The 12,565-nt window shown below is 61.0% G+C and carries 12 protein-coding genes; 10 read left to right on the top strand and 2 right to left on the bottom strand.

Features of this window, described 5'->3' with window-relative positions:
• Window positions 1-3 precede the first annotated feature (3 nt).
• The 4 genes from Q9Q94_RS03430 to Q9Q94_RS03415 all read left to right on the top strand — a co-directional run bounded on the left by Q9Q94_RS03430 (window position 4) and on the right by Q9Q94_RS03415 (window position 4,746).
• Entirely contained in the window at window positions 4-723 is a 720-nt protein-coding gene (locus Q9Q94_RS03430) for a type II secretion system protein (RefSeq protein ID WP_305978614.1), read from the top strand.
• Between the two features lie 330 nt (window positions 724-1,053).
• Window positions 1,054-3,033 (top strand): 7TM diverse intracellular signaling domain-containing protein, encoded by a 1,980-nt coding sequence (locus Q9Q94_RS03425; protein WP_305978613.1) that lies wholly within the window; start codon window positions 1,054-1,056, stop codon window positions 3,031-3,033.
• 48 nt (window positions 3,034-3,081) lie between these two features.
• Window positions 3,082-3,735, top strand: coding sequence for a response regulator transcription factor (locus tag Q9Q94_RS03420; protein ID WP_305978612.1), 654 nt, complete (start codon window positions 3,082-3,084; stop codon window positions 3,733-3,735).
• Window positions 3,736-3,903: 168 nt separating this feature from the next.
• Complete coding sequence (locus tag Q9Q94_RS03415) at window positions 3,904-4,746, top strand: BTAD domain-containing putative transcriptional regulator (RefSeq protein ID WP_305978611.1); 843 nt, start codon at window positions 3,904-3,906, stop codon at window positions 4,744-4,746.
• A gap of 1 nt (window position 4,747) precedes the next feature.
• Here the strand turns inward: Q9Q94_RS03415 and Q9Q94_RS03410 are convergent, their stop codons facing one another.
• Entirely contained in the window at window positions 4,748-5,440 is a 693-nt protein-coding gene (locus Q9Q94_RS03410; RefSeq protein WP_305978610.1) for a hypothetical protein, read from the bottom strand.
• A 65-nt stretch (window positions 5,441-5,505) separates the two neighbouring features.
• Between Q9Q94_RS03410 and Q9Q94_RS03405 the strand changes: the two genes are divergently transcribed.
• Window positions 5,506-7,404 carry an ATP-binding cassette domain-containing protein gene (locus Q9Q94_RS03405; RefSeq protein WP_305978609.1) on the top strand — a complete coding sequence of 633 codons (1,899 nt, stop codon included), beginning with the start codon at window positions 5,506-5,508 and terminating at the stop codon, window positions 7,402-7,404.
• Window positions 7,405-7,571: 167 nt separating this feature from the next.
• On the opposite strand, the gene Q9Q94_RS03400 is transcribed toward Q9Q94_RS03405, so the two are convergent.
• A complete protein-coding gene (locus Q9Q94_RS03400; protein WP_305978608.1) occupies window positions 7,572-8,750 on the bottom strand; it encodes an NAD(P)/FAD-dependent oxidoreductase in 1,179 nt (392 codons plus the stop codon).
• A gap of 89 nt (window positions 8,751-8,839) precedes the next feature.
• On the opposite strand from Q9Q94_RS03400, the gene rng reads away from it, so the two are divergent.
• From rng to Q9Q94_RS03375, 5 genes are all read left to right on the top strand, one after another.
• Entirely contained in the window at window positions 8,840-10,294 is a 1,455-nt protein-coding gene (gene rng, locus Q9Q94_RS03395) for a ribonuclease G (protein WP_305978607.1), read from the top strand.
• Window positions 10,295-10,393: 99 nt separating this feature from the next.
• A complete protein-coding gene (locus Q9Q94_RS03390) occupies window positions 10,394-11,053 on the top strand; it encodes an HAD family phosphatase (RefSeq protein ID WP_305978606.1) in 660 nt (219 codons plus the stop codon).
• Between the two features lie 65 nt (window positions 11,054-11,118).
• Window positions 11,119-11,553 carry a hypothetical protein gene (locus Q9Q94_RS03385; protein WP_305978605.1) on the top strand — a complete coding sequence of 145 codons (435 nt, stop codon included), beginning with the start codon at window positions 11,119-11,121 and terminating at the stop codon, window positions 11,551-11,553.
• Between the two features lie 31 nt (window positions 11,554-11,584).
• The gene (ruvA, locus tag Q9Q94_RS03380) at window positions 11,585-12,172 is read left to right on the top strand and encodes a Holliday junction branch migration protein RuvA (protein WP_305978604.1); all 588 of its coding nucleotides are present in this window, start codon (window positions 11,585-11,587) and stop codon (window positions 12,170-12,172) included.
• An 8-nt stretch (window positions 12,173-12,180) separates the two neighbouring features.
• A complete protein-coding gene (locus Q9Q94_RS03375; RefSeq protein ID WP_305978603.1) occupies window positions 12,181-12,561 on the top strand; it encodes a DUF3592 domain-containing protein in 381 nt (126 codons plus the stop codon).
• Window positions 12,562-12,565: the final 4 nt, after the last annotated feature.

The raw sequence follows: 12,565 nt of genomic DNA, 5'->3' as shown, positions 1-12,565 counted from the left end.
AAAATGAATACGCTTTACCCTCCTGTCGTGAGAACGGAACCTTTGCATCGCACCCAGCAAGGTTTCTCCCTGCTGGAGCTATCCGTTGTGCTGGCCGTCATTGGCCTGATCGTCGCGGCTGTGACGATTGGTCGCGATGTGCAGCGCAATGCGGTCTATCAGCGCATTTCGAGTGATTTTGTGCAGGGTTGGGCAATGGCCTACGATAATTTCGTGACTGCGACCGGCAATGTGCCGGGCGATCTTGCCGCGAACCCCAGCGGGAGAGTGAATAATGGGGCGGGAGCGTTGTGTGGCGCAGCCCTGATTGGAGCCATGCAGGCTGCCGGGATCCCCCTGCCGGAAGGACGTACGGCAGGTTCGCAGGATCGCTTCGTGTATCTGGACAGTAATGGCAATCCGCAGGAGGTTCAGGTGTGCTTCAACAGTGTTGCCTGGGCTGAACCGAATGCGGTGCCAGGGACTTTTGTGCTGCGTAACCGGAATGTGATGACTCTTGCGGGGCTGACCCCTTCGTTGGCGACGACGCTCGACTCCAGCATCGACGGTCACGTTGATGCGGCTTTTGGAAGGGTGCGCGAACAGGCTCAGGCCAATGTGGCAGCGCCGGTTTCCACGGGGTGGTCAGTGGACGACGGTGTCGCGCATGGTGCGGCACTTGCTACCAATCTGGATGAAAGCCAGGTGGCCGTGGTTCTGGCTTACTTCAAGATGAATCGCTGAACACTCAGGCTCCTGCTTGCAGAACCGCTTGTGGTATGGGTTTCCTGTTCGACATTCTGAAGACCCACGCGCAGTAAGGCTGAGAGGCAGGGGCGCTTGAAGAGCAAGGCCGGGAAAGAGTTTGCTGAGCTCCTCTTTGGCGCAGAAAATTTCGCGTGTGTCGGCCCAAAGAGATACTCTCCGCAGAGAGTAGTGGCTTGTTTGAGCTTGCGCCAATTTTAAGGGCACGCATCGGGACAAGCTCCCTGCTCCGGGTCGAGCGTTTGTCATCGATAGTTTGGCGTCATTGACTTTCTCCCCCTTAAGCATGGACTCGCGGTTGCGGACAGCATGAGACGATTCTGGTACCTCACCGGGCTTTGCCTGTTTGCATTTTTCTGTGTTGGCACTTCTGTCGAAGTAGCCGCCGCAAAAGCAATGCAGGGCGAGATTGATCTGCGCTCGGTTGACACTGCCAAAGGTGAAACCGCCTATCTGGACGGCGAGTGGGAGTTCTACTGGGGGCACTTGCTCGAGCCCGCGGACTTCGCCGAAGGGCGCTTGCCTGCGGTGCGCACCATGCTGCACGTACCTTCCTCCTGGTCGGATACGTCCTTCGGCGCTCAGGAGCTGCCAACCCTGGGTCATGCAACCTATCGTCTGAAAATCATCCCCCCGCCAGGCAAGCAGGAGTTCGGCTTGCGAATGGCGGATGTCAGCTCGGCCTTCAAGCTCTGGGTAAATGGCAGGCTGGTCATGGAAAACGGGATCGTGGGTGACAGCTTGCGGACCGAAACGGAATACCGCGCTTTGCGGATTCCCCGTTTTGTCAGCAATGGCGAACCGATCGAGCTGCTGATGCAGGTCTCCAATTACCACTATCGATATGGTGGTCTGGTAGTGCCGATTCAGTTCGGAGCATCGCGGATTCTTGATGTCGCACAGGTGATGCGCTGGGGGCTGATTTTCGTTGTTATCGGCTGTTTGCTGGTGATGGGGATCTATCATCTGGTGCTCTACCTCACCCGCCGCTGCATGGTTTCGCCCCTTTATTTCGGGTTCTATTGTCTGTTGTGGACGATCAGCAGCCTTTGTTCAAGCGCCAGTGACTGGATCATTCGTGTCTATCTGCCAAACCTGACTACGGGTTTTCTGTATCCGCTGGAGATGATCAGTCTATTTGTGTCCATTCCGGTTGGGTATGCTTTTTTCCACAGTCTCTATCCGCAGGAATTTTCAGCCCGACTCAGGCTTTTCGCGGCAGCAGCAGCGGCGGTGTTTTCCCTGTTTGCCCTGGTGGCGTCGCCACTGGCGCTATCCAGAGCGGTCCCCTGGTTTTACATTTTTTCGATGGGGGTCATGGGATATGCATTGATCCGTCTGTTCAAGGCAGCCCGGTTGAAGCGGGATGGTGCCCGACTGATCCTGTGCGGATTCCTGTTTGTCGGTGCTGCAGGAATGAACGATATGTTTAATGATATGCAGATTATCCACACGCCGTGGATGATTCCGGCAGGGATGTTCATCTTTGTATTGTTCCAGGCATTTGCGCTAGCCCATCGCTATTCGATGGCATTTCAATCCATAGAAAATCTGTCGGACAAGCTCGAAGAGCAGAATGCAGATCTGCAGGATGAAATGGCTGAGCGCACGCGTCTGGAGCGGGAGATCGTACATGTCAGCGAGGAGGAGCGGCGCAACATCAGCCGGGATCTGCACGACGGTATGTGTCAGCAGCTGACTGCAGCACGCCTGCATTGCTCGGTCCTGGAGAGCCGTTACGCCGGGTCAGGTCCGGAAGGTGCCGAGATCGCGAAGCTGGCGATATTGCTGGAGGAGTCTGTAGATCAGGCATATGAACTTTCACGGGGCTTGTGGCCTGTTGAACACGATGCGCGCAGTCTGGTTTCCTCTCTGGAGGAGCTGGCCGGGCGAATCCAGGTATCGCAGGGCGACAAGATTGCCTTGCAGTGCGAGTTGAACTGTGGGAATTGCTGTAATTCGAATTCCAATCAGATCTACAGCATAGCCAAGGAGGCCTTGCTGAATTCGCTCAAGCACGCCAGCGCACAAAGCATCCGGATGACGCTCGACTGTTGTAGCAGTCCATCAAACCTGATCCTGCGTGTTGAGGATGATGGTGTTGGACGGCAGGTGAAAAGTCTTTCCAGGGGTGGGTTGGGAACCCGCATCATGGCGCACCGAGCCCGGATCATCGGAGGGCTGCTGTCGATTTCCGATCGTGCCGGGGGCGGCACGGTGGTCGAGTGTATTGTTCCCTGCAGTACGTGGTTTCGTCCTCAGGATGCCACTCTGGACGTGGCTGAATAGAAAGCTGCGCGGCGCATGTTGCAGGTGCAGTGCTCAAGGAGAGCGTGAATGGATGCAATGCGGCAAGAAAAAATTCCGGGACAAGGGGCCAGGATACTGCTGGTTGATGATCACCCGGCTGTGCGACAGGGCCTGAGTCTGTTACTGGCACAGGACCATCATGTGGTGTGCGGCGAGGCCGCCAGTTTGGCCGAGACCTTGTCAGCCATTACCGGGGTGCAGGCGGACCTGGCCTTGGTGGACCTGTCTTTGGGCGGGGAAACCGGTTTTGATCTGATCGGAGTTTTGCGGGCACGTGGAATCCGGGTTCTGGTGTATTCCATGCACGAGGATGTAGTCAGTATCGAGCGTGGTTTCCGGTCTGGTGCGGACGGTTATCTGAGCAAGCGGGAAGAGTCCGGGGTGCTGCGCAAGGGAGTACTTGAAGTATTGGCTGGACGCCGCTTTGTCAGCCCGCGCGGAGCTGAAGTTCTGGGTTGCCGGGCGGCGCTGCCGAACGGGACGCATCGGTCAGAACAACTCAGCGAGCGTGAAGTCCAGATCCTTGACGCACTGGGGGCCGGGCAGAGTCTTACAGAAATGGCTAACGCCCTGACGATCAGCGTGCGCACGGTGGAGTCATACTGCGCCCGCATCATTGAAAAACTCAAACTGTCCGGCATGAAAGAGTTGCGACAGTATGCCATTCGTCATCGGGTATAAGGATTTTCTGTCAAGGACAGTACGACGTGTGGCCGATTCCGTCTGTGCAACATCAAAACCTTGTGAACCATTGTGACGGAAATCACGGTTTTGTTATTTTTGACCGGGAAATCCCGCGCATACCAGTGTTCTCCCCCTCCCTAATATTTCCACCTGTGACCATGGCATATGGTTGAAGAAGACGGTGGTTCGGAGGCGAGTGTGGATGACAATGCGTTTGCCATTTTATTGCAAGGGGATGACGCGATATCAGCGTCTGCGAACACTGCCGAGCCAGTTCTGTCGGTTCGATTGCTGGGTCGTCCGCAGATCCTTGTGCATGGACAGGATGTCAGCCGGGAGGTGAAGTACCGCAAGGGCTTCGCGGCACTTGGTTATCTTGCGGTACATGCAAACACATGGGTGCGTCGTGAGCAGCTGGCCAGTCTTCTGTGGCCTCGCCTCAATCACGCCGCAGCCTTGACCAATCTGCGACAGGTACTCAATAACCTGCGTGCCGTGCTGAACACCTGTGGGGTGGCGGACATCATCCGCAGTGACAGAACCTGGCTGGGCTTTTTCCATACCCCGGGATGCTGCCTGGATGTGGCTTGGCTCACGAAGCTGCAGCTGGCCGAGTCGTCACAGCACCACGCGTGCGTGGAGCCGGAAAGTCTGGGTGGAGATTTTCTGGAAGGGGTCGAGGTTTCTGATGGCGATGAATTTGATAGCTGGCTGCATCTGACCCGGCAACACCTGCGCAATTGTTTTCTGACTCTGATGGAAGCGCGTTGCCTGCATCAGCAACGCCAGCCACAGTCCCCAGAGGCGATCCGGACCGCACATCGTCTGGCGCAGCAGAACCCGCTGGACGAGCACGCAGCGGCCACGCTCATTACTTTGCTGCGTGAATCGGGAGCCCGTCGTGCTGCCTTGAATGTGTTTGACACCCTTCAGGATCAGTTGGGGCGTGAGTTGCATGCCGTACCCGGCGATACACTGCAATCCCTGCGGCAGAGTCTGCTGCCTTGATTTACTGCCCGGCTGGAGTTGAGGCGCTGGCCTTGCGCGCTTTCTTCTCGGCGTGTTCGCGTGCGCGTTGGGCGTAGCGCTCTGCATCTTCCCTGGCCTTGCGTGCCCGCTCGGCCGCGGCGGTGGTGCGGGTCTGTCTCTGGCGCTCGGCTTCGCTGATGCGCTGGCTCCGTGCGGCATCGGCCTTGGCTTGGGTTGCCGGGGTGACCGTTGCGGCAGGCGCCGTTTTCACAGTGGAGGAGTTGCTGAGTGGCTTGGCGCCCGGCTTTGGCGGCTGGCCTGCTGGCTGGCTGCTGGCCGGCATGGGCGCAACAGTCGGGGAGGGGGGCTGCTTGAGCGCGGACTCCAGTTCGAGCTGACGGCTCTTGGCGATACGATCGATCTGGTTGGCATCGATCTCCAGCTGACGCACGACCGTGATGCGCTGGATATAGGCTTTGCGCACATCATCGTGGCAGGCATTGACCAGAATTTTCGGGAGGCAGGCTGCATCGTCGCGTGCCCGCGTGGCTTCGGTTTCGGCACGCAGGCGGTCGGCTTCACGCCGCATGCCGGCGGCGCGCTCTTGCTGGGCACGCGCCTCTTCGATGGTCAGCGGAGCAGCAGGCAGCGAGGCCGAAGGTTTTGGCACGGCGTTTTCAGCCTGGGCGCAGAGCGGCAGCAGCAGAAGAAAGCACAGCTTCTTGATGGACATGGTCGATGTGGCCGCGCGGGCCTGTAAAATGCGGTTCGCTTCCAATTGTCCCAGACACCTGCGCCTTGATCCAGTTCCGTAATCTTGCTCTCGCCCGCGGCGCCCGCCGCCTGATCGAAAACCTCTCCCTGCAGATTCACCCCGGCTGGCGCGTTGGCGTGGTCGGCGCGAACGGCACGGGCAAGTCCAGCCTGTTCGCCCTGCTGCGTGGCGAGCTGCATCAGGACATGGGCGACCTCGACATCCCCTCCGGCTGGACTATCGCCCATGTGGCGCAGGAAACCCCGGCGCTAACCAGCACGGCGCTGGAATACGTGCTGGATGGCGACGCCGAGCTGCGCCGCGTCGAGCGCGATCTGGCGGCGGCCGAAGCCGCCCATGACGGCCATCGCATTGGTGAGCTGCACACCCGCCTGCAGGAAATCGAAGGTTATTCGGCGAATGCGCGGGCTTCGACGCTGCTGCACGGCCTCGGCTTTGGCGATGCGGATTTCGTGCGGCCGGTGTCGGATTTCTCCGGCGGCTGGCGCATGCGCCTGAACCTCGCGCAGGCCCTGATGTGCCGCTCCGACCTGCTGCTGCTCGATGAGCCGACCAATCACCTCGATCTGGATGCCGTGGTGTGGCTGGAGAAGTGGCTGGCGGCGTATCGCGGCACCTTGCTGCTGATCTCGCACGACCGGGATTTCCTCGATGCCTGCGTCACCCACATCGCTTTTCTCGAATCGCAGAAGCTCACGCTCTATACGGGCGATTACGACTCCTTCGAAGACCAGCACGCCGCCCAGCTTTCCCAGCAGCAGGCCCTGTTCGAGAAGCAGCAGCGCGAGGTGGCGCACCTGCAGAAGTACATCGACCGCTTCCGTGCGCAGGCGACGAAGGCCCGTCAGGCGCAGAGCCGCATCAAGGCGCTGGCGCGCATGGAGCGCATCACCGCCGCCCACGTCGACACGCCGTTCGACTTCGCCTTCCCGGTGCCGGATCGGGCGCCGGACCCGATGGTGACGATCAAGGATGTGAAGCTCGGCTATGGCGACAAGACCATTCTCGAGCGCGTGAAACTCGAATTGCGCCCTGGTGCGCGTCTTGGCCTGCTTGGCCCGAACGGCGCCGGCAAGTCCACCCTGATCAAGCTGCTCGCCGGTGATCTGGCCACGCAAAGCGGCACCTTCTTGCTCGGCAAGGGCGTGGTGCTCGGCTACTTCGCCCAGCATCAGCTCGAACAGCTGCGTCCGGATGAATCACCGCTGCAGCATCTGGTCCGCCAGGAACCGCTGACGCGCGAACAGGATCTGCGCGACTACCTCGGCGGTTTCGATTTTCGCGGGCCGATGGCGGACGCCAAGGTCGGGCCGTTTTCGGGCGGCGAGAAATCGCGTCTGGCGCTGGCCCTGCTTATCCGCCACAAACCGAATCTGCTGCTGCTCGATGAGCCGACCAACCACCTCGATCTGGAAATGCGCCACGCGCTGACGCTGGCGCTGGCCGAGTACGAAGGCAGCATGGTGCTGGTGAGTCACGACCGCGCCTTGCTGCGTACGGTGTGCGACGACTTCCTGCTGGTCGCGGATGGTGCCGCCGTGCCTTTCGATGGCGACATCGAGGACTACCTCGTGTGGCTGGATGCACGCCGCAACCGCGAAGCGGCGGCGAATGTGGATAGCGACAAGGTTGCGCGGATTGCTGCGCGCGAAGCCGACAAGGCGGATCGGCAGGCAAAGCTGGTTCGCCGCCGCCCGCTGGTGAAGGAACTCGAACAGCTCGAACGCAAGCTGCAGGGCTGGCAGGGCGAGAAGAAGCTGCTCGACGAGCGCGTGTCCGATCCGGCGCTCTACGCGGCGGGCGACAACGCGCTGGTGCAGAGTCTGCTCAAGCGCCAGGGCGAGCTCGCCAGCAGTATCGATGCGGGCGAAGAGCGCTGGCTGGAAATCCAGACCGAGCTGGAAGAAATCGGCGAGGTTTGAATAGCAGGGCTACGCGGGATGGGGCCCGGAGAGCCGCATCTGGCGGGCTTCTTCGGGCGGCAGTGCTGCAGAGGATTGGCTGGTAAGGGTCTTCAGGATGGTGTGCCGGAAAACCTTGTCAGAAGCGGCTCTCCAGCCATTCGCCTGAAGCCTTTACCGCGGCGCGCTCAAACCGCCATTCCTGCAGCGTAGCCACTGGCCCAGGCCCACTGGAAGTTGTAGCCGCCGAGCCAGCCGGTCACGTCCATGACCTCGCCAACAAAATGCAGCCCCGGCTGGCTGCGTGCCATCATGGTTTTCTGGTCCAGCGCGCGGGTGTCGACGCCGCCCAAGGTGACTTCTGCCTTGCGGTAGCCTTCCGAGCCGGAGGGGGTGAGTTCCCAGCGATTGATGCTGGCGGCAAGTAGCCGCAGGGCCTTGTCGCTGGCTTCGGCAATCGGTCGTCCCGCCAGCCCCGCACGCTCCACCAGCAACTCCGTCATGCGCCGCGGCAGCCATTGCGCCACCACGCTGACGACGTGCTGGCGCGCACCCTGCTTGGCGGCGAGCAGTTCGTCCTCCACTTTCAGTTCGGGCAGCAGATTGATGCGCAGGGCGTCACCGGGCGTCCAGTACGAGGAGATCTGCAGGATCGCCGGACCCGAGAGGCCGCGATGGGTGATCAGCAGATCCTCGCGGAAGAAACCGTCGTTGCAGGAGAGTTCCACCTCCAGGGCGATCCCGGCCAGTTCGGCAAAGGGGGCGCTGTCGGCGTCGAAGGTCAGCGGCACGAGGCCGGGGCGTGGCGCAATCACCGGGATGTCGAACTGGCGCGCGATGCGGTGGCCGAAATCGGTGGCGCCAATTTTCGGAATCGACAGGCCGCCGGTGGCGATCACGACCGACTCTGCCGTCACCGCGCCAGTGCTGGTGGCAAGCTGCCAGCACGTCGCTTCGCGGCGCAGCGATTCCACCTTGCAGGGCCGGCGCCAAGCCACGTTGCCGGCGTTGCACTCGGCGACCAGCATGTCGATGATGTCCTGCGCGGAGTTGTCGCAGAACAGCTGGCCTTTGTGCTTCTCGTTCCAGCGGATGCCATGGCGCTGCATCAGGCCCAGGAAATCCTGCGGCGTGTAGCGTGACAGGGCTGAGCGGCAGAAATGCGGGTTGGTGGAGTGGTAATTCGCCGGTCCGGCCTGCAGGTTGGTGAAATTGCAGCGCCCGCCACCGGAGATGCGGATCTTCTCGGCCAGCGCTTCGGCGTGGTCGATGACCAGCACGCGTCGGCCACGTTGCCCGGCCACGCCCGCGCACATCATGCCGGCCGCGCCGGCGCCGATTACCACCACATCGTAGTTGTCTGTCACTGCCGCATCTCCTGAATGGGCAGGATGATAACGGGTGATCAAGCCCTTGCCGGTAGAATGACGGGACTTACAAAATTCCGGGTGCTCCCATGAGCGAGGCTTATCTCATCAATTTCACGCCGCAGGAGACGCGCGTTGCGCTGCTTTACAACGGCGTGGTGCAGGAATTGCACATCGAGCGCGAGCATTCGCGCGGTTTCGTCGGCAATATTTATCTGGGCAAGGTGGTCCGCGTGCTGCCGGGCATGCAGTCGGCGTTCATCGACATCGGATTGGAGCGTACGGCCTTCCTGCACGTTGCCGATATCTGGCTGGACCGTGCTGCGGGCGAGGCGCAGCGTCCGATCGAACGCATCCTCAACGAAGGTCAGTCGCTGATCGTGCAGGTGCTCAAGGACCCGATCGGAAGCAAGGGCGCGCGTCTGTCCACGCAGATTTCGATTGCCGGCCGCCTGCTGGTGTATCTGCCGCAGGACAAGCACATCGGCATCTCCCAGCGCATCGAGAGCGAGGCGGGGCGTGAGGCGCTGCGCGCACGCGTGCAGGGTTTGCTGCCGGTCGAGGAGAAGGGCGGTTTCATCGTGCGCACCCAGGCGGAGCAGGCGGGAGACGAGGAACTGGCTGCCGATATCGCCTATCTGAGCAAATCCTGGGCCGAAATCCAGCAAAAGCGCATGGATGGCAAGCCGCCGACCCTGCTGTACCGCGATCTGAATCTGGCGCAGCGTGTGCTGCGTGACCTGATCGGCGCCGACACCGAAAAGGTGGTGATCGACTCGCGTGAGAACTTCCAGAAACTCTGCCAGTTTGCCGCCGATTACATGCCGCGCGTAGCCGGCCTGCTGGACCACTATTCCGGCGAGCGCCCGCTGTTTGACCTGCATGGCGTGGAAGACGAGATCCAGAAGGCGCTGGCCCGGCGCGTTGACCTCAAGAGTGGCGGCTACCTGATCATCGACCAGACCGAAGCCCTGTGCACCATCGACGTGAATACCGGCGGCTTCGTCGGTGCGCGCACCTTCGACGACACCATCTTCAAGACCAATCTGGAGGCCGCGCAGGCCATCGCCCGTCAGCTGCGCCTGCGCAATCTGGGCGGCATCATCCTGCTCGACTTCATTGACATGGAGAACGAAGAACATCGCCTCTCCGTGCTGGCCGAGCTCACCAAGGCGCTGGTGCGTGACCACACCAAGGTCTCGGTCGGTGGCTTTACCTCGCTGGGACTGGTGGAAATGACGCGCAAGCGCACCCGCGAATCCCTTGCGCACGTACTGTGCGAAGCCTGTCCCACCTGCGGCGGACGTGGCGAAGTGAAGACCGCACGCACGGTGGCTTACGAAGTGATGCGTGAAGTGGTGCGCGAGGCCCGCCAGTTCACCGCGAAAGAATTCCGCATTCTCGCCGCGCCGAGTGTGGTGAACCTGTTTCACGATGAAGAAGCCCAAGCGATTGCCAATCTGCAGGATTTCATCGGCAAGCCGATTTCCTTCCATGCCGAGTCCAGCTATACACCGGAGCAGTTCGATATTGTTTTGTTATAGGGCGCGGGGCGTGGATAGTCGGGTGTCGGCCAGATCAGCGCTGGCGAAACCGACGGAAACTTCACTCCCCTCCAACCCCACTTTCTACTTCTGGTTCTCATGCTTACTCTCACTCGCCCCCGCGCCGTCATCTTTGACATGGACGGCCTGCTGCTCGATTCCGAGCGCGTTGCCCTGGGTTTCTTCGAGCAGGCTTCCCGCGAGCTTGGCGTAGCCTGGTCGCAGGAGGTCGGCCTGTCGATGGTGGGCCTCAACTCGAAGGACTCGGACAAGCTGATCCTGCAGGCCTTCGGCGCAGACTTTCCGATCGAGGCGCATCGTCAGCGTTTCGGCGAACTCTATGAGGCGGCCATCGTGGCTGGAGACATTCCGCTCAAGCCGTTTGCGCGCGAGTTGCTGGAGTATCTGGCTGGTGCGCGCATCCCGTGTGCGGTGGCGACGTCGACGCGACGGACGCGTGCCGAGGCCAAGCTGATGCGGGCCCATCTGCTGCAGCATTTCCAGGCGCTGGCGTGTGGTGACGAAGTGTCCCGCGGCAAGCCGGCGCCGGATATCTATGAACTGGCCGCCGCACGTCTGAGCGTCGAACCGCGCGACTGTCTGGCACTGGAAGATTCGAATGCCGGTGTGCGTGCGGCTGTGTCGGCCAGCATGAATGTCGTGATGGTGCCGGACCTGCTCAAGCCCGATGCCGACATCCGGCGCTATGGCGTGTCGGTGCTGGAATCGCTGAAGGATGTGCTGGTGGCGTTGATGTAGTGCGTCGGGTGCGGGAAGTTGGGAGTGGGAGTCGGAAAGTCCGTTCTCGCGCGAGGAGGAATAGCTTGGGAGAAATGACAAAGGAGGCGATAGAGCGGGATTTCTGGGGCATTTTTCACGATGGAAAAATCATCACTGCAGCTGGCGTCGTTCCGGGAGCTGTGAGTCTCCGAATCCGGATCCCCTATCTGCGCAGGATGTTTCCGGGTGAGGGAGAAGGTTTTGTGGTGACGCTGGATGCTTGTTCAGCGATCAGCTATCAGCCTTTTGACGAGTCGGCTACTTCGGTTCTAAGCGAGATTGCGTTAGCGAGACCCGAAATCCTTTATCTGCAGGACTCCTCGTCGACCATCATCGATTGTGCAGGTGGGACACTGAGGATGAAATACCATGCAGCCACTGTTGCACTTGATAGCGGCGAGTTGGTGGATTATGTGCAGCTCGTGAAAGCTTGTGAAAATTACTGGGACGCTTGGGAAAACAGGAGCAATCGCTCCTGACTCCATGTTCCACCAATATGGAATACACACCATGATCGGCCGCCTTACCGGAACCCTGCTCGAAAAGAACCCGCCCCAGATCCTGTTGGACGTGAATGGCGTCGGCTACGAGGTCGAGGTGCCGATGAGCACCTTCTACAACCTGCCGAATCTTGGCGAGCGGGTGGTGCTGGTGACGCATCTGGCGGTGCGCGAAGACGGCCACTTTCTCTACGGCTTCGGTTCCGAAGATGAGCGCGCTACCTTCCGCCAGCTCCTGAAAATCTCCGGCATCGGCGCGCGTACTGCGCTGGCGGTGCTCTCGGGCATGTCGATTGCCGACTTGGCCAGTGCCGTGGCGTTGCAGGAGTCTGGCCGTCTGGTGAAGGTGCCGGGCATTGGCAAGAAAACGGCCGAGCGCCTGCTGCTGGAGCTGAAGGACAAGTTTGCCAAGGTGCTGCCGGGCGTCAATGCTGCCAGCCTGTCACCGCAACATGCGGCCCAGAGCGACATCGTGCACGCCCTGCTGGCTCTGGGGTACAACGAGAAGGAGGCGGCCGCTGCGCTCAAGCAGCTGCCGGCGGAGATCGGTGTGTCCGAGGGGATCCGGGCGGCGCTGAAGCTGCTGTCAAAAGCCTGAGCGGAAGGATGCGCAAAGCCATGATCGGGTTGCTGATGGCGGTTGTGCTCGGGTTGATTGCCGCGGGCGTGTGGCACGTCTGGCAGCAACAGCAGGCGAGCCGGAACTGGCCTTCCGTGCCGGGCGAGATCCAGTCGGCGCAGATCGTCGAGAGCGATGACGGCAGCAATAATGGCGAGGGCAGCCGGCGTTTCACGGTCGAGCTGGTCTACCGCTACAGCGTGGCCGGCGTGGCGTTGCGCGGCACACGCATCCGCATCGTGGCAACGGGGCATCGTGATGCGGCGGCGGCGCAGGCCGAGCTGCTGCGCTATCCGGTGGGGGCTCGCGTCGAGGTGTTCTACGACCCGGCCAACCCATCCTCAAGCGTGCTGCAGACCGGCTCCTGACGTG

The organism is Uliginosibacterium sp. 31-16, assembly GCF_030730865.1.
Classification (GTDB): domain Bacteria; phylum Pseudomonadota; class Gammaproteobacteria; order Burkholderiales; family Rhodocyclaceae; genus Uliginosibacterium.
This window is presented reverse-complemented; position numbering and strand designations above follow the sequence as displayed.